18 protein-coding genes are annotated in these 16320 nt (G+C 55.1%); 5 read left to right on the forward strand and 13 right to left on the reverse strand.

Going from position 1 to position 16320, the window contains the following annotated elements; all coding sequences use genetic code 11:
• The 4 genes from CTZ24_RS25375 to CTZ24_RS25390 form a co-directional block, all read left to right on the forward strand.
• The coding region (locus CTZ24_RS25375) for a transposase (protein ID WP_208727259.1) at positions 1–280 on the forward strand (280 nt) is incomplete at its 5' end.
• 118 nt (positions 281–398) lie between these two features.
• Positions 399–1352 carry an aliphatic sulfonate ABC transporter substrate-binding protein gene (locus CTZ24_RS25380; protein WP_208727260.1) on the forward strand — a complete coding sequence of 318 codons (954 nt, stop codon included), beginning with the start codon at positions 399–401 and terminating at the stop codon, positions 1350–1352.
• Between the two features lie 168 nt (positions 1353–1520).
• Positions 1521–1859: a type II toxin-antitoxin system PrlF family antitoxin gene (locus CTZ24_RS25385; protein WP_208727350.1), complete on the forward strand. Its 339-nt coding sequence runs from the start codon at positions 1521–1523 to the stop codon at positions 1857–1859.
• A 12-nt stretch (positions 1860–1871) separates the two neighbouring features.
• The gene (locus tag CTZ24_RS25390) at positions 1872–2360 is read left to right on the forward strand and encodes a type II toxin-antitoxin system YhaV family toxin (protein WP_208727261.1); all 489 of its coding nucleotides are present in this window, start codon (positions 1872–1874) and stop codon (positions 2358–2360) included.
• A 70-nt stretch (positions 2361–2430) separates the two neighbouring features.
• Here CTZ24_RS25390 and CTZ24_RS25395 read toward each other — a convergent pair whose 3' ends face one another.
• The 8 genes from CTZ24_RS25395 to CTZ24_RS25430 are packed head-to-tail and all read right to left on the reverse strand — an operon-like array spanning position 2431 to position 10367.
• Complete coding sequence (locus CTZ24_RS25395; protein WP_208727262.1) at positions 2431–3402, reverse strand: ribokinase; 972 nt, start codon at positions 3400–3402, stop codon at positions 2431–2433.
• Positions 3403–3404: 2 nt separating this feature from the next.
• Positions 3405–4295 (reverse strand): allose kinase, encoded by an 891-nt coding sequence (alsK, locus tag CTZ24_RS25400; protein ID WP_208727263.1) that lies wholly within the window; start codon positions 4293–4295, stop codon positions 3405–3407.
• Positions 4292–4984, reverse strand: coding sequence for a D-allulose 6-phosphate 3-epimerase (gene alsE / locus CTZ24_RS25405; RefSeq protein ID WP_021186281.1), 693 nt, complete (start codon positions 4982–4984; stop codon positions 4292–4294). The genes alsK and alsE overlap by 4 nt, the downstream gene beginning before the upstream one ends.
• Positions 4984–6033: an ABC transporter permease gene (locus CTZ24_RS25410; protein ID WP_208727264.1), complete on the reverse strand. Its 1050-nt coding sequence runs from the start codon at positions 6031–6033 to the stop codon at positions 4984–4986. Before CTZ24_RS25410 ends, alsE begins: the two co-directional genes overlap by 1 nt.
• Before the next feature lie 14 nt (positions 6034–6047).
• A complete protein-coding gene (locus CTZ24_RS25415; protein ID WP_208727265.1) occupies positions 6048–7037 on the reverse strand; it encodes an ABC transporter permease in 990 nt (329 codons plus the stop codon).
• Entirely contained in the window at positions 7030–8538 is a 1509-nt protein-coding gene (locus CTZ24_RS25420) for a sugar ABC transporter ATP-binding protein (protein WP_021186284.1), read from the reverse strand. The genes CTZ24_RS25415 and CTZ24_RS25420 overlap by 8 nt, the downstream gene beginning before the upstream one ends.
• A 1-nt stretch (position 8539) precedes the next feature.
• On the reverse strand, positions 8540–9523 hold the full coding sequence (locus CTZ24_RS25425; protein ID WP_208727266.1) for a substrate-binding domain-containing protein: 984 nt from the start codon (positions 9521–9523) through the stop codon (positions 8540–8542).
• A 4-nt stretch (positions 9524–9527) separates the two neighbouring features.
• Positions 9528–10367, reverse strand: coding sequence for a DeoR/GlpR family DNA-binding transcription regulator (locus tag CTZ24_RS25430; RefSeq protein ID WP_021186286.1), 840 nt, complete (start codon positions 10365–10367; stop codon positions 9528–9530).
• A gap of 731 nt (positions 10368–11098) precedes the next feature.
• Here CTZ24_RS25430 and CTZ24_RS25435 point away from each other — a divergent pair.
• Positions 11099–11497: a hypothetical protein gene (locus tag CTZ24_RS25435; protein WP_244634116.1), complete on the forward strand. Its 399-nt coding sequence runs from the start codon at positions 11099–11101 to the stop codon at positions 11495–11497.
• Positions 11498–11561: 64 nt separating this feature from the next.
• Here the strand turns inward: CTZ24_RS25435 and CTZ24_RS25440 are convergent, their stop codons facing one another.
• The 5 genes from CTZ24_RS25440 to CTZ24_RS25460 are packed head-to-tail and all read right to left on the reverse strand — an operon-like array spanning position 11562 to position 16320.
• Entirely contained in the window at positions 11562–13232 is a 1671-nt protein-coding gene (locus CTZ24_RS25440; RefSeq protein WP_208727268.1) for an AMP-binding protein, read from the reverse strand.
• Complete coding sequence (locus CTZ24_RS25445) at positions 13213–14478, reverse strand: MSMEG_0569 family flavin-dependent oxidoreductase (protein WP_208727269.1); 1266 nt, start codon at positions 14476–14478, stop codon at positions 13213–13215. Before CTZ24_RS25445 ends, CTZ24_RS25440 begins: the two co-directional genes overlap by 20 nt.
• Positions 14479–14495: 17 nt before the next feature.
• Entirely contained in the window at positions 14496–14786 is a 291-nt protein-coding gene (locus CTZ24_RS25450) for an MSMEG_0570 family nitrogen starvation response protein (RefSeq protein WP_208727270.1), read from the reverse strand.
• Between the two features lie 14 nt (positions 14787–14800).
• Positions 14801–15760: a sll0787 family AIR synthase-like protein gene (locus CTZ24_RS25455; RefSeq protein WP_208727271.1), complete on the reverse strand. Its 960-nt coding sequence runs from the start codon at positions 15758–15760 to the stop codon at positions 14801–14803.
• Complete coding sequence (locus tag CTZ24_RS25460) at positions 15757–16320, reverse strand: MSMEG_0567/Sll0786 family nitrogen starvation N-acetyltransferase (RefSeq protein ID WP_208727351.1); 564 nt, start codon at positions 16318–16320, stop codon at positions 15757–15759. The genes CTZ24_RS25455 and CTZ24_RS25460 overlap by 4 nt, the downstream gene beginning before the upstream one ends.

Genomic DNA, 16320 nt, shown 5'->3' on the forward strand with positions numbered 1-16320 from the left:
GGGTGTGGTACCGGTGGAAAAAACGTCCGGGAGCTCAGTCAGGGGGCGTGCGCGGATGTCAAAAACAGGCCCGGCAGACGTAAGGGCGAAACTGTATATGGCGGCGATCGTAGCGATCAGGTGGAATGCCCCGGCGAAGGCGCTGTACCAGAGGCTAATCGCGAAGGGCAAAGCCAGCAAGGCCGCGCTTGGAGCGGTGATGCGCAAGCTGGTTCATCAGTGCTTCGGGGTGCTGAAAACGCGGATGAAGTGGGATGAAAATTACGCAGCTACCGCTTGACGTTCAAGACGGTAGCTACTAAGTCAAAATCCGGCAAATCTTATGCAAACACGGCAGTTGGAACACTGCCGTCCCCATCTTACCCTCCTTTTAATGTTAAACATCAAAAGGAACGGCCATGCACACGCGACGTCTATTGCTGGCAGGAGCATTGCTGCTCACTGCCCTTTTCTCTTTGACCACCCAGGCAGAAGAAACCTTACGTATCGGCTATCAAAAATCGTCAACCCTGCTGACGCTGATCAAACAGCGGGGTGATTTGGACAAGACGCTGGCCGATCAGGGGATAAAAGTCAGCTGGCACGAGTTTTCCAGCGGTCTGCCGCTGCTTGAAGCACTGAATCTGAATAACGTCGATCTCTCTGCCGACGTAGCCGATACTGTGCCGGTGTTCGCTCAGGCCGCAGGAGCCGATCTTACCTATTACGCGCGAGAAACGCCGTCACCCACGGCGCAGGCCATTCTGGTTCCCGCCAACTCGCCGATTAAAACGTTGCAGGATCTGAAAGGCAAAAAGATCGCAGTGACTAAAGCGGCAGGCAGCCATTACCTGTTGATCGCCGCCTTACAAAAGGCCGGGCTGTCATTCAGCGATGTTAACACCGCCTGGCTGACACCGGCTGACGGGCGCGCGGCACTGGAAAATGGCAGCGTTGATGCCTGGGTAAGCTGGGAACCTTACGTCACCAGCGCGAAGGTAGAGCAGCACGCGCGCGTGTTGGTAAGCGGCAAAGGTCTGGCGAGCTATCAACGCTACTATCTGGTTTCGACGCCTTACGCTAAAGCGCATTCTCAGGTACTGAACACGGTATTTAACGCCCTGCATCAGGAAGCGGCATGGCTGAAAGCCCACCCTGCGGCAGCGGCAAAAATCCTGTCACCGTTATGGGGGAATCTTCCCGTCGCGACCGTGGAGCAGGCCAATGCTCAGCGCAGCTACCAGATTGAACCGGTGAAAAGCAGCGACCTGAGCGAACAGCAGAAGATTGCCGATGCGTTTTATGCTGCGAAACTGCTGCCAAAACGAATTGATGCGCAGGATGTGGGGACATGGCAGCCGGGTAAGCCGTAATGTCTCAATTTTTTTGATAAGTTGACCACGATAAAATGGATTAATCACACCACCTATTACAATGCACTTGCATTGCACAATGCAAGTGCATTACTATGCATGGAAACAGTCAACGTTTCTGCGAATAGCTCGTGGCCTGATATTGAGTGAGAAGGAGCCAGGAAAATGATGATCAATTTAAATATTGCAGACGTCTCTCTGCGCGCAGAGTCCCGTCTCACGGAACGCAGTCAGACCACCATCCCCGCAGCAATTCGCGATGCATTGCACCTGAAGCCGGGGGAATTTATTGCGTATTCCCTGCTACCGGGCGGCAAAGTCATTATGTCCCGCCAGGAAGAAGAAGAAGCTGACCCAGTGGTATCTCAGTTTCTCGCGTTTCTCGAAAACGACATGAAGAAGAACCCGCATCATATCCAGCCAGTGCCAGCGGCATTTTGGACAGGGATTCAAGAATTGACCGCTGGAGTAGAAGTCGATTTAGACGCTCCGCTTACGGATGACTAAGCTGGAGGCTACATGGAATGTTTAGAAATTAATGGATGGAAGATCTACTTTCATGCGTGTTTTCTCTCGCAGTTGACAGACCTGGCGAAAGAAGTTCAAAAATTAAAAACGTCGAAACCGGACGAGTACAAGAAAAAGAAAGAAACTAAGTTACTTGCAGCAATTGAACGTGTGATTACTCAGGTCATTGCTGCTGATCCTCGCGACGCGCAATTTCGCCAAGGGGACACCCTTGGGCCGGCTCATAAACACTGGTTTCGCGCAAAATTTATGCAGCAATTTCGACTGTTCTTTCGCTTCAGCGAGCAACATAAGATGATCATCATTGGCTGGGTGAATGATTTTAATACCCTTCGTGCCTACGAATCGAAAACTGATGCTTATAAAGTTTTTGAAGGTATGCTAAACGCGGGTGAGCCGCCTGATGACTGGGACGCGCTATGTAAACAGGCTCAGCTAGCCACAAAGGCTCTACCGGAAGATGTCTTTAAATTGCCTTAGTCTTGGCAAAAGCCACTGCATGCCAGTGGCTCTTCTTATCTCTCCTCCCCACAATAACCCACATACGGTTCTAAGACGTGGCAGCAACTGAAACACCGATCTCGCTGATCGCCAGTTCCGGGTATTGCTGCATCCGTTTAACGGCGTCGTCATAACGCGGCATTGAGTTCGCTGCCCCGGCACGTTCGACACACACCGAGGCGTACGCCGAAGCGAACAGCGCCGCCTGCTCCAGCGGTTCTCCGGCCGCCAGCCGCGCCGCCAGTGCGCCATTAAAGGAATCCCCCGCGCCAGTGCTGTCCACCGGTTGCGCCGGAAAGACCGGCACCAGCAACATCCGTTCACCGGTTGAGAGCAGCGCGCCCTGGATACCGAGGGTGATGATCAACTGACGCACCCCTTTGCCGTGCAGGATCTGCGCCGCCACCTGTGCTGAAGCCAGGTCGGTCACTTTGGTGTTGGTCAGTTGGCCGGCTTCCGTGCTGTTCGGCGTGAGCAGGTCAACATGACGCAGAAAGGCATCGCTCACCTTTTGCCACGGGGCCGGGTTCACAATCACATAGGTTCCCGCCTGACGGGCGTTATCCACCATGCGTTGAATGGCGCTCAGGTTGTTTTCGAGTTGCACCAGCAAAATGTCAGCGGCCGCCACCGTAGGCTGGCAACGGTTCACCTCCGCCGCAGTGACCATCAGGTTGGCACCGGGATAAACCGAGATCATGTTTTCGGCATCATCACCGGCTACGTAGATCATCGCGTTACCGGTCGGTTTTTCTTTGCAGGTGAACAACGTGATGGCGTCAAAGCCGGTCTTCTCGAGATGGCGACGGGCGAACAGACCGAAGTCGTCATTACCGACCTTGCCGATGTAGTGCACCCTGGCACCGGCTCGCAGTGCCGCCGTGGCCTGATTAGAGCCTTTACCGCCCGGCCCCATCATGCTGCTGTGCGCGACCAGCGACTCGCCAGGCTGCGGAAAGCGCGACATTTTGGTGACGATATCGAGGTTGAACGAGCCAAACACACACACTTTGCCTTTCATGTTTACCTCCCAAACTGCCGTGCTGCCGCCAGACAAGCACCACGGCAACCGGTCTGATCGGTGGCATGGCTGATGACCATGCGCAATCCACTGCGGGTTACCGGTGGGCGCAAATGCCGTACGATCTGGCTGCGCAGCGACGCCAGCGGAAAATCATTCATGGCCAGCACGCCGCCACCGAGGATCAGATATTGCGGGTCAATAATGTTCATCTCGCTGGCGATGATTTTTGCCAGGCGGCTGACAAACTGCTGCAAATCAGGATGATCGCCGTACAGCGTGAACAGTTGCGACATATCGGTTTGTGCGCAGTGCTGACGCGCCCACTGGCTCAGCCAGTGTCCTGACGTCAGGGTTTCAGCACAGCCGTGATTCCCGCACGGACAGGGCAGATCGTTATTTGCCAGCGGGATATGGCCAATCTCGCCCGCGCCGCCGTGCTCGCCGTGGTAGAACTGACCGTTCAGCCACAAACTGTTGCCCATGCCGGTGCCCAGATATAAACCCACGGCGTTATCCGGCAGCGTTTCCAGTTGCATTAAATCCCATAACATCAGATGGTTAACGTCTTTATCCATCGCCACCGAGATACCGGTCATCTCACTGAGATGCGCCGCCACCGGGGTGTCGTCCAGCGCCTGGATAAAGGGTAACGACACCACATGCTGACGATCGCGGCTCAGGATGCCCGGCAGGCCGAGCATCACGCCATCAATCGGTTGCTGCGCCAGCACCTCATTAATCAACCCCGCCAGTGCACCCAGCGCATCGGCTGACTGTGCCCAGCTGGCGGTCGGCAATTTGCGAAATCCCGCCCACTGATCCCCTCCGCGCAGGGTGAGCAACCGGGTGCTGGTACCACCAATATCTATACCCAGCCAGGTTCGACTCATGCTGACTCCCGTAACGCACCTTTTGCCTGCTCGATGTTGTCCATCATCTGGTCCCAGGCGGTTTCAAGGTTGTCATCGAGGTTAAACAACCCGGAGGTGCCGACAATCAGCACTTCTGCGCCCGCTTCCAGCAATGTACGGTAGGTGCGCTGATTGCAGGAGCCATCAATCTCAATCAGATAGTTGTAGCCGTGGCGTGCTTTCAGGTCGCGCAGCTCCTCAATCTTCTTCACCATCTCGGTGATAAACGGCTGGCCCGCATAACCAGGATCAACGGTCATCACGGTGATCTTATCCAGCAGATGGATGTAGTGATGGATGTACGACACCGGCGTTGCCGGGTTCAGCACCACACCCACTTTCTTGCCGAGTGAGCGGATCTGGTTAATCACACGGAACGCATCGCGGTTGATGGTTTCCGCATGCGGGCAGATGTAATCCGCGCCTGCTTTAGCAATCACCTCGATAAAGTCAGTCGGTTCCTCCACCATCAGATGTACATCGAGCGCCACTTTGGTGTGCGGGCGGATCTGCTCGATAAAGAACGGCGACAGGGTGATGTTTTTGACGTAGTGACCGTCCATGATGTCGATGTGCAGGAAATCAGCTCGGGTGTCGAGCACGGCCAACTGCTGTTTAATTTCCATCAGGTTCATGCACATCAAAGAGGGAGAAATTTGGGTACGCATCAGACTTCCTTTTTTTTAGTCAGGCCGGCCTGGCGTGCAAGTAAAGTACTGCGACGCACCGCACGGGAATGAGTGAATTTGGTTTTAAAGAACTTCAGGCCCAGTACCACAATCAGTACCGCACCCCACATCGCCAGGCTGAAGTGCTGGCTGATGTTTAACAGGTTGAATCCGGTGGAGAGGATTTGTAACGCAATCAGCGACAGCACCACGCCAGTGACGCGACCAAAACCGCCGTTGGGATCCGTACCACCGAGAATGATCGCCAACACGGTGATCAGCAGATAAGAGTCGCCATAGCCCATACGCGCCGAGTTAAACCGTGCCATCATCACCAGACCCGCCAGCACACACAGCAGGCTGGAGATGACGTAGACCAGAATCAGCAGACGATGGGTATTCACGCCACTGAACCAGGTGGCATTGATGTTGCTGCCGCCCATGTAGATACATTTACCGGCACGGGTTTTGCCAAGGAACAGCGCCATCAGTCCTGCGGTGGCGAAGAACAGCCACAGCGGCAACGGAATGGTCAGGAAGGTGTCTGCACCGAGCGCACGCACCACATCCGGCATTCCACTGACGGCGGCACCGCGTGTCAGCCAGATACCAATGCCGTTGACCGTCATCATGGTAGCCAGCGTCACCAGAATCGGGTGTGCCCCAACCCGGCTGACCATCAGCCCGGTGATCACCCCAATCAGCGTGGCGATCAACGCCGCACCCACCAGCGCCATCACCAGCCACAACAGTTGCAGCCCGGTGCCCGCGCCGGCAGGCATAAAGTTCAGCAACACCCAGGCAATAAACAGCGCCGTCAGGTTAGCGGTGGCGATGATGCACAGGTTAAGACCGCCGCTGAGAATGGCGATAAACATCGCCAGCGTCAGCAAGCCCAGCTCCGGCAACTGGAAGGCCATGCTCATAAAAGTCGAGTCGGTCAGGAAGCGGCCTGGCAGCATAATGCTGAACACCGCGACACCGAGCGCAATCAGCAACAGCAATCCGGGATGCGCTTTTTCACTGGTCAGAAAATTCAGATGTTTCATCACACTCTCCCCGATCAGACGAAGCTGACGTCGGTTTCTTTGCGCTTTTTGTAATGGGTGACGGTGATGGCAACCATAATCACCACGCCGATCACAATGTTCATGAAGTAGCTGGAGACACCGACCAGGTTGAGGCCGTTTTTCAGGATGGCGATCAGGAAGACCCCCATCAGTGTCCCGGTGACGGTGCCTTTGCCACCCATCAGGCTGGCACCACCCAGCACCGTGGCCGCCAGTACATCCAGCTCGCCGCCAACCAACGCATTGGGCACCACTTCACCGACACGGTAGACCTGTACCAGGCCACCCACCGCCGCCAGCGCGCCCAGCCAACCGTAGGCAAGGATATGGATCAGTCCGACGCGAATGCCGATACGGCGAGCCGACTCCTGATCGCCACCAGTGGCGTATAACTGACGGCCCAGATGGGTTTTGTTCAGCAGCAGCCAGGTGATGGCGGCAATCACCAGCATGATGGTCAGCGGCAAACCAATCTGGTAGGTCTGGCCGTGGACGCTAAACGGTAGAATGTTGTGCAGCGTCACCCACCACTCCGGCAGGTTGTAGAGGCTGCGTCCCTCGGTAATCCACATCAACATGCCAAACAGCAGCGACTGCATGCTGATGGTGATGATGATCGAGACAATGCGCAGCCAGTAGATCAGCACCGCATTGATCACCCCAAACAACGTGCCGCAGGCAATCGCCAGCAGGATGCTGAGCGGGGCATTGTCGAAACCGAACTGCACAAATAACGAGGCGATGACGTACTGCACCACCGAAGCCACCGCCGCAAAGGAGATGTCGATCCCGCCAGTGACCAGCACCACAAACAGGCCGAGGGCGAAGATGCCGGTGACAGCATAGGTTTCCGTCAGGTCGAGCAGGTTCTGCAACGTCAGGAACTGATCGCTGGCAAGGGAGAACGCTACGAAGAAGAACACCAGCACCCAGGCCAGCCAGCCCTGAGTCGACTGGGGTTTGAAGAACGATAAATCAGGCATTGATCACCTCCGCCAGTTGCTGCTGCGCCACCTGTTGCGGCTGGTACTCGGCATGCACGGTGCCGTCACGGAAATGCAGAATGCGGTCGCAGTTGTAATAAACCTCCGGTACTTCATCGGAAATCAGGATGATCGCCAGCCCCTCTTTCGCCAGTTGATGGATCAGGGTGTAAATGCTCGCCTTGGCGCCGACATCGACGCCGACGGTCGGCGAATCGAGGATCAGGATTTTGGGTTGGGTCAGCACCCATTTCGCCAGCACGATTTTTTGCTGGTTCCCCCCCGAGAGCGTGGAGATGGCGTGTTCCGGGTCGGCCACGCGAACGCCCAACTGCTGAATCCAGTCGTGGATCAGTTTGTTTTTGCGGTATTCATCGATGATGTGGAAGCGGTTGCGCAGTTGGTCGAGAATCGACAGCACCATGTTATCGGCGACCGACTGTTGCTGAACCAGGCCGAGCGTCAGACGGTCTTCTGAGACGTAGCCAATGCCAGATTTGATAGCATCTTCATGGTTGCGAAAACGCACCGGCTTGCTGTCGAGCCAGATTTTACCGCTGTCCGGTTTGGTCATGCCAAACAGCGACAACGCCAGTTCGGTTCGCCCGGAACCCAGCAGGCCACACAGCCCCAGCACTTCGCCTTCATGCAGCGAAAAACTGACATCATGGTATTGGTCTTTGCGACTGAGGTTTTCCACCTCCAGCAGCTTGCGATGTGGATTCAGGGTTGGGGTTTTCAGGTGATAATCGAGTGTCAGCCCGGTCATCAATTCAGTCAGGCGATGGCCGTCCATTTCGCTGGCAGGCCAGGTACCCATTTTGCGGCCATCACGGATCACGGTGACACGATCGGAGATCTCCAGCACTTCATCCAGACGGTGGCTGACAAACACCACGCAGATATTTTTCTCTTTCAGGTAACGCACGGTACGCAGCAGCTGATTCACCTCGGTGCGGGTCAGCGACGCGGTTGGCTCATCCATGATCACCAGACGGGCGTCCGCCACCAGCGCACGACAAATCGCCACCTGCTGACGTTGTGCAATCGACAGTTCAGCCACTTTGGCATCGAGATTCAGGTCAAACTTCAGTTCGGTGATGATTTTCTCAGCGCTGGCACGCAGTTTTTTCTTGCTGTACCAGCCAAGCAGGTTACCGAGGTTGTGCTCAAACGCGATGTTCTCGGCGACGCTGAGATTGGGAAACAGCGACAGATCCTGATAAATCACCTGCACACCAAAATCGCGCGCCTGTTTTGGCGTCAGGCGCGGAAAGCGTTCGCCACGGTCACCGAGGATGATTTTGCTACCTGCATCCGGGGCATGCACCCCGGAGATCACTTTAATCAGGGTGCTCTTACCACAGCCGTTAGTACCAGCAAGGCAATGCACTTCCCCAGCCATTAACGACAGTGAGATATCACTTAATGCCCGGTTGCCGCCAAAGGTTTTCGACAGGCTCTCGAGGGCAATCAGCGTCTGTGGTTCGATCAGTTGCATATTACAGCCCCAGTTTGACCAGTTTTGGCAGGTTGGTTTTGTCCAGACTTTCGGTGTTGTTGCCGAGGATGGTGTGGGTCTGCTCATCGACCTTCACCTTGCCCAGACCTTCGATGGTCATGCCGTCGGTAATCGGTTGGTTTTTCTGCATCATGCCCGCAAGACGCACGAAGACTTCACCTGCCGTCATCGGGTTCCAGATGTAGCCACCTTTAATGGCACCACGGTTAACCAGCATCTGACCCTGCCCTGGGCTAAAGGCCCCGATCACGCAGACCTGGTCAATTTTGTTACGCGCCATCACCGCGCGACCGGCACCGATTGGCCCTTGTGAACCAAAGGCGATGATACCTTTCAGATCCGGGTATTTAGACATCACTTCGTTGGTGGTACGGATGGAGTCATCCAGTGATTCGCCAACGCCAAACTTGTCGCCAACCATCTGCATTTTCGGGAAATGGGCTTTTTGATACGCCACGGCGGAATCCACCCAGGCGTTGTGCAGCGGCACCGTCAGGCCGCCCATGTAGGCGACATATTTGCCCTCGCCGTGCATGCATTCGGCCAGCGCCTTCATATGGTTTTCGCCGTGGGTTTTGGCATCGACCAACTCAAAGTCCCAGTTGGCGTACTTCTGATCCGGCGATTCATGCACCAGCACGCGGATACCAGCATCACGGGCGCGTTTCAGTACCGGCTCCAGCACTTTCGGGTCATTCGGTACCACGCCGATGATGTCAACTTTCTGCGCAATCAAATCTTCAATCGCCCTGACCTGTAACGCCGGGTCAGCCGAGGTAGGTCCAACCATCCAGGCATCGATCCCCTCCTTGGCCGCTTCGCTCTTGATGCCCGCTTCCATCGCGTTAAACCACGGAATGCCGCCCACTTTGACCACGATCCCCATGCGCAGCTTGTCAGCAGCATGGGCGGTGGTGGCAGCAAACAGCGCCAGCAGGGAACAGGCGATAAATGTTTTTTTCATAGGGTTAAATATCCTGAGAGTTCATTAATTGCATGGTATTCTGGCGTTGTGAACAATCGATAATATTGACGCCGTTCCAGGCCAGTTCCTGTTGTAATTCTTTATCTTTCATACTGTCGGTAATTAAAAAATCCACTTCACGGTAATGGCAGATTCTGGCAAAAGATGGCCGAAGGAATTTCCCCGCATCAATAAGCAGATATTTTCTTTCTGATGCCATCAGCATTTGTTGTTTTAGATGTGCGTTATTTTCGTTCGCCGCACGTAAATATCCGTCATTGCCCAGGCTGCTACAGGAGAAAAATATTTTGTTGATTAAATAATCTTTCAGCGGCTGCTCGGCAACGATGCCATTAAAATCTTCATTGTGATCGGAATACTCTCCTCCCAGGCAGATGGTGCGGATATGGCCTTTGGCGGCCAGTGTCTGCACGATACGTAGCGAGTTAGTCAGCACCGTCAGTTCGATGTCTGGCAATTGTCGGGCCAAAAACCAACAGGTGGTACTGCTATCCAGCAATATACAGTCGCCCGGCGTGATAAAATCGAGCGCTCTTTTAGCAATTAATGTTTTCGCCTGAGTATTCTCATTCATGCGCAGGCGAAATGTAGATTCATACTCGTTCGGTTTATTATTTTTTCCTGCCAGATTCCCCTGGTGTTTCTGCGCCATCACCGCACCGCCGTGACTGCGTTGTAATAATCCTTTTTTTTCTAACTGAGATAAATCCCTGCGAATGGTTTCCTGAGAAACCCGACAAAGTTTAACCAGCTCAACCACCAATACCCGACCATGTAAATTTAATTCCTCCATGATCTGACGGTGACGTTCAATCGGTAACATGGTGACCTCCGATGCCATTAAGTTAGTGGATTCGACCGGTGCAAAATGTGCACCAGGCAAAAGTGTCAGGCAGCGCTTTTACCGCCACCAAAAAAGTGACTTTTATTGAAGAAAAAATGAAACGAGGCGTTATATTCATTTAGCAACGCGACCTTTATCACAAATAACGACGGTTTTAAGAAAAAAACACAATAAATCACAACGCGGAGAAATAGTTTTAATATGAAACTATCATGACCGACTATGACCGTTTATGTGTGGATGACCGTTTTGCGAACAAAAGCATACTTCGGAAATAAATAAACCCGACGAGGAGATTTGCGTTAAGTGGGGAAAAAAGAATGGAATGATGAGAATGATTGTTGCTCAATCTTTTTGACACAACACCGACGGTTGAACCATTAGCGACAATCCTGTGACAACGGCATAAGAACCTACCGCACTGAATGGCGCTAAATCATAGCCCAGGCTATTATCAAAAGTAATGGATTCCTCCAACTGACTGCACAAGGCGACGTCCCAAACTCAGAACAGCAGCAGAAAGGAAAATATGCTGGTCGCCCTGAAGGCAGTTCGCACCATTATCTGTGTCGTTATCTTCCTGATGAGATGATGCGCTAACTAAAACCTCGCCGATTAACGTCGGGGCTTCGTTTTTTTGCTCAGGAACTTTACATAAAATCATGCCGTTGAAAGAAAGATTTATCCTTGTTAAACCTCAGAATGAATTGGTGTCGCAGTACAACAATGTTGTTGAATTTGCCATCAACCATGCCAGCCAGTCCGGACGTAATGTCAGGATTTGCGTGCCAAACAAATCTTCCCCAATCTGTGAAGATTTTCTCAGTCAGGTGTTTGACGGGCAAATTTACCGCGCGATGCGTAATAAAAAACAACTGATCTCATCAGGCGTTAAGATTGGTTTGTTCTCAAGTCAGACGCTCAGGAAAGAACATATCCTACTGGACGCTGTTTATCTGGTGACGTTTCCCAACGCGGAGCTGTTGAATGTCATTGAATCACACGGTCGTAAAGCCACGGTGATTGTGTTCGGTACCCTTGATGGCGACACCGACGTGTTGGATAGCTGGGCACAACGTTATCAACCTAAACCCATGAATCTGGCATAAAAACGGTGTTTACCGGCAGGTATGATGCGATATTCAGCGTGCGATATCGCATCACCCGCGCTGGCTATGCCGTAAGCATCCGGCGTAGAAACTTTCCCGAAAACGTTTTCGGCAATGAACGGCGGAAATGGATTTTTCTTGGCAAGGCAAACCGGCCACAACGACTGACCAACCGTTCACGTATCTGCTGTTTCAACATCCCTTCCTGCTGCACGGTTAACCCCTCGGTGACAACAAACAAAGCCACCATTTCGCCCAGTAAATGGTGCGGCGTACGGGTGGCGACGACTTCAATAATACCCGCGATACCAGCCAGAGCATTTTCCACCTCGGCTGTCGCCAGACGTTTACCGCCGATATTGATCACATCATCCATCCGTCCCTGAATGACGATGCTGTCGTTTTGCCGTACCGCACAATCATGCGTGGCGTAAAACCACCGCCCATCACGCCGCAGCCAGTAACGTTGATCATGTTGTGTGTCGTCCTGCCATAGGGTCGACATTCCCCCTGGCCCAAGGGTGTCCTTAATCACCAGCATACCCGCCTGCCCCGGCGTGCAGGACTCACCGCTGGTGGCATCAACAATGTCCACCGCGCGCGTAAATACCGGCGCTAAACCGCTGCCGGTGCCTGCCAGCAACGGCCAGCCAGATTCAGTCTGCCAGTAGTGATTTTCACAGGTAACGCCCATCCCGCGGGTGACCCAGCTGTGGGTCGCAGGATCCAGCGGTTCCCCCGCAAGATAGAGAGAACGCAGCGATGCCAGACTGGCATGGGGTTTTCCCTGCTGCCGTGCCAGACGAATCGCCCCGGCGATGGTCAGCATACGGGTGATCCCCAGCTCCGCCACCATCTGCCACCAACTTTCTCCAGGGGTATTGACCGTACTGGCCTCGTACATCACCGTGGTGATCCCCGCCAACAACGGCGCGTAAATACCGTAGCTGTGGCCCGTGACCCAACCCACATCCGCAGTGGTAAAGAAGATCTCATCATCCTGAACATGAAACAGATGTCGGAGGCTGGCCAGCAAAGCCACCGCATAGCCGCCGGTATCCCGCACAATCCCCTTTGGTGCCCCGGTGGTGCCGGAGGTAAACAACAGATGTGAGGGCTGAGAAGACTCCAGCCAGACGCAGGGCACGACACAACCGATATGCTGTGCCAGTGCCTGGGTAAAGTCCGGGGAATAGCAATCCACCGCCCGTAAGGTGGCGCTGGCTGTCGGGATCGACGGTAATTCCTGACGGCCACGGTGTTCGCTGCAATGCAGCAGCAGCGCAGGCTGACAAGCAACGACACGTTGCGCCAGCGCATCGCTGGTCACGCCCGAATAGACCACCACATGCACTGCCCCTAATCGGGCACAGGCCAGCATGGCAACGGCAGCCAACGGCGTCATCGGCAGCACAATCATTACCCGGTCACCCTGACGGATCCCCCAGCTGATCATCAGGTGGCTTAACGCATTCACCTGTTGCCATAACTCATGGTAGCTGAGTCGCTGCGTCGCTCCCCGGTAGTCACGCTGGATAATCGCACAGCGATCGCCTTTTTCCGCCAGATGACGGTCCAGCGCGTTATAACTCAGATTGGTACGCCCGCCAGGAAACCAGCGGCAACGTGGCCCACCGTCGATCTCTTCTACCACGGAGGTGAAATCCTGCTGCCAGTCGAGACGCTGCGCCTCCTGTTGCCAGAAAGCCGCGTCATTAACGGTGATCGTGGACATAAACACCCTCCGCATGCGTGGCTTGCAGCGGGTGTGCGGCAATGGCCTCTGCCAGCCAGGCCGCATCTTCCCCTACCCCCTCAAAACGGCCGGAACCCCATGTCCACAACCAGGGCAAGCCAAGGAAATAGAGGCCCGGCTGTACCGAAACACCCCGGCTATGCAGGGGATAGCCGTTATCATTAAATGCAGGCGCCTCGATCCAACTGAAATCGGTGTGAAAACCGACCGCCCAGATAATGGCTGAGATAGCGGTCAGATCAATGCAGGTGGCGGGATTCTCCGGTTGCCACAGCGGTTGATAGCGTGCCTCTTCCGGTGCATCGATACCCTGTTCTGCAATCCAGACATCAATGCTGTCTTTGATTTTTTGCGAGGTCGCATCCGCGCCGTCAAGATTCTGTTGCAGGTCATCAGCGGTCAGTAACACGCCATCGCCATAACCCAGCAGACGGCCATAAAGCTGCATGCCTTGTAACGCAAAGGCGCGCAGGTCGATATCACGTCCACCATCACGTCCGGTGACATAGTGGTTGGTCTTGCGTCGCGCATCTTCGCCGAGTGGATGATCATCCACCGTCAACCGGTAATGGCCCATATCATCCAGCCAGTCCACCACGTCACGCCCGCGATAGAAACGCGCCACACGCGGTGCACTTCCCACACACAAATGGACGCGGCGACCAGCCAGATGCAGATCTTCAGCGATTTGCGCACCAGATTGCGCTGAACCGACCACCAGCACCTCGCCTGCCGGCAGTTGCTGCGCCGATTTATAGTTGGCGGAATGCACCTGCATGATATGTGCGGGCAGCTCTGCGGCAATCGCCGGGAAGCGTGGACGATGGTAGTTACCGACGGCAACCACCACCTGATCCGCGCTAAATTCACCTGCCGAAGTATGCAGCAGGAAGCCGCCATCGGTTCTCACTACCCGCAGTACATTGACCCCTTCACGCAGCGGCGCGTCAAAGCTCCGCGCATAACGTTCGACATAATCGACGATCTCATCGCGCAGCATAAAGCCGTGCGGATCGTCACCGTCATAGGGAAAACCGGGCAGTTTGCATTGCCAGTTCGGCGTCACCAGACAAAAGTTGTCCCAACGCTGCTCTCGCCACGCCCAGGCCAGACGGTGACGTTCCAGCACCAGATGACGGATATTTTTTTGTGCCAGGTTCCAGCTCATGGCGAGACCGGCCTGCCCGCCGCCAATAATGACGACAGGATAATGGTTGTTGTTCATGGTTTTCTCGCTGGTTATCAGGCCGGGACGGGAGTGATCTTTTCGACAATGACCTGCTGCTCGACCCCGAACTGCCGGGCTTTTTGCACGATCACCGCTGACTGATCCTGGGCGCTAGAACAGAAATAGCCGAATTTCGCTTTCACCCGCTCACTGGCCTCGTCGAGGGCGCGGGTGGTGATAGTCACGAATTCTTCCAGAGCATAAGGATGGTTAACCTCCAGGTGCTTCTCAATCGCGGTGGAGGGGGAGTAGCAGGTATCTTTGCTGCCGTCAGGCCAGCAAACGACAAAGTGCATAGCAGGCATGATGTCTTCCTCTGTTAACAGGTCATCCCGGTGAGGGATTGTTGTGTAAGATCCCAGTAGCAGGCGTGCTGCTGCCGGAAATGCAGGTCGAGCTTTCTGTGCGGGGTGAAACGACCCACCGCTGCACAGGCGATGTCACAGCGGGCAAAGCGCTGTTGTACCGCCTCGCGATGTTCTTCCTCCACCGCCAGCAAAAAACCAAAGCTGGGAAAGGCGCACAGCCACTGCTCCAGCGTGACATCTGGCGGTATCGGGATCTGATCCAAATCCAGTTCAGCGCCCAGACCACAGCTTTCCAGCATCATCACCAGAGTCCCGGTCAGACCCGCCTGGCTGATGTCTTTCGCGGCGTGGATTAACCCGGCTTCCGCCAGCTCGGGCAGCAATGACCAGGCCTGGCGCAGTGCCGCAGGAGACGCCTCGGTGGCGGCATCCCAGTTGTAACCGGGAGGATGCCAGCGTCCCTGAAGATTGATCGCTACCATCAACGTCTGACCCGATTGCACCGCAAAGCTACTGAGCGGGATGCGGGTTTCGCCCAAAATGGCCACCGCCAGTTGCGGCTGATCGCTACGCAAATTGGTATGCCCACCCACGATCGGCACCTGATACGCGCGTGAGGCCGCAGCCATGCCCTGTAAAATCTGTTCCGCATGGGGCAACGCGTCATCCCACAAAGCGTTCACCACCGCCAGGGGACGTCCTCCCATTGCCGCGATGTCGCTCAGATTCACCATCACCCCGCACCAGCCAGCGAACCAGGGATCATCCGCCACAAAACGGTTGATGAAGCCCTCCATCGCCAGCAACTTGTAGCCGTCGCCGTCAGGGATCAGCGCACAGTCGTCACCATTCGGGTTGGGATTCGGCCAGGCTTCCCGCAGTTGTTTTGCCACCTGCTGGATATCTCGCTTGTGTGCGATGCCGCTGAAGGTATGCAGGCGCTCAATCAGCGCCGGTAAACTCAGGTTCATACCGTCGCCCCCGTTAAAAAGGTTGGCATCTCCACAACCCGCCTGCGTGTCGCCGCGCTAATGACCATGCCGCTGAGGGGATCGTGACAGGGCGGGTAGAAGTTGAGGTCGGCCTGCATGCGTGCATGTCGCACGCCGCGCAATTCCAGCCAGTCCAGCGTGTGCCAGTGCATACGGCGAAACAGCGGTTCGTTTTGATGCTGTACCTGCGCATAAAATTCCCGACAGCCCAGCGCATGTGCGCTGCACACCGCCAGGCGGATCAACGTCGGGCCAAGCTGTCCCTGGCGACGGTAGTCGCTATCCACCGCCAGACGCGATCCCTGCCAGATGCCGGGAGCTGTCTCATGAATACGCACCGTACCGACCACTGCATCGTGCCACCCGCCAACACTGCCCAGCGCCACCAGCAGACGGGCATGGCGATCGATATCATCAAGATCATGTCCGGCGAACAGCCCCTGCTCCTGGCAAAATACCCGCTGGCGCAACGCATAAGCCTGCTCCCGTTCCCACGGCAGCGTCACCCACTTGATGGTGTAACCCGCGTACTCGTTCAT

This window comes from Pantoea phytobeneficialis, assembly GCF_009728735.1.
GTDB lineage: Bacteria > Pseudomonadota > Gammaproteobacteria > Enterobacterales > Enterobacteriaceae > Pantoea > Pantoea phytobeneficialis.

Bases quoted from the DNA above. Each gene is read 5' to 3' on its own strand.
- CTZ24_RS25380 (WP_208727260.1), top strand. From the start codon at position 399: ATGCACACGCGACGTCTATTGCTGGCAGGAGCATTGCTGCTCACTGCC.
- CTZ24_RS25385 (WP_208727350.1), top strand. From the start codon at position 1,521: ATGATCAATTTAAATATTGCAGACGTCTCTCTGCGCGCAGAGTCCCGT.
- CTZ24_RS25390 (WP_208727261.1), top strand. From the start codon at position 1,872: ATGGAATGTTTAGAAATTAATGGATGGAAGATCTACTTTCATGCGTGT.
- CTZ24_RS25395 (WP_208727262.1), bottom strand. From the start codon at position 3,402: ATGAAAGGCAAAGTGTGTGTGTTTGGCTCGTTCAACCTCGATATCGTC.
- alsK (WP_208727263.1), bottom strand. From the start codon at position 4,295: ATGAGTCGAACCTGGCTGGGTATAGATATTGGTGGTACCAGCACCCGG.
- alsE (WP_021186281.1), bottom strand. From the start codon at position 4,984: ATGCGTACCCAAATTTCTCCCTCTTTGATGTGCATGAACCTGATGGAA.
- CTZ24_RS25410 (WP_208727264.1), bottom strand. From the start codon at position 6,033: ATGAAACATCTGAATTTTCTGACCAGTGAAAAAGCGCATCCCGGATTG.
- CTZ24_RS25415 (WP_208727265.1), bottom strand. From the start codon at position 7,037: ATGCCTGATTTATCGTTCTTCAAACCCCAGTCGACTCAGGGCTGGCTG.
- CTZ24_RS25420 (WP_021186284.1), bottom strand. From the start codon at position 8,538: ATGCAACTGATCGAACCACAGACGCTGATTGCCCTCGAGAGCCTGTCG.
- CTZ24_RS25425 (WP_208727266.1), bottom strand. From the start codon at position 9,523: ATGAAAAAAACATTTATCGCCTGTTCCCTGCTGGCGCTGTTTGCTGCC.
- CTZ24_RS25430 (WP_021186286.1), bottom strand. From the start codon at position 10,367: ATGTTACCGATTGAACGTCACCGTCAGATCATGGAGGAATTAAATTTA.
- CTZ24_RS25440 (WP_208727268.1), bottom strand. From the start codon at position 13,232: ATGTCCACGATCACCGTTAATGACGCGGCTTTCTGGCAACAGGAGGCG.
- CTZ24_RS25445 (WP_208727269.1), bottom strand. From the start codon at position 14,478: ATGAACAACAACCATTATCCTGTCGTCATTATTGGCGGCGGGCAGGCC.
- CTZ24_RS25450 (WP_208727270.1), bottom strand. From the start codon at position 14,786: ATGCCTGCTATGCACTTTGTCGTTTGCTGGCCTGACGGCAGCAAAGAT.
- CTZ24_RS25455 (WP_208727271.1), bottom strand. From the start codon at position 15,760: ATGAACCTGAGTTTACCGGCGCTGATTGAGCGCCTGCATACCTTCAGC.
- CTZ24_RS25460 (WP_208727351.1), bottom strand. From the start codon at position 16,320: ATGAACGAGTACGCGGGTTACACCATCAAGTGGGTGACGCTGCCGTGG.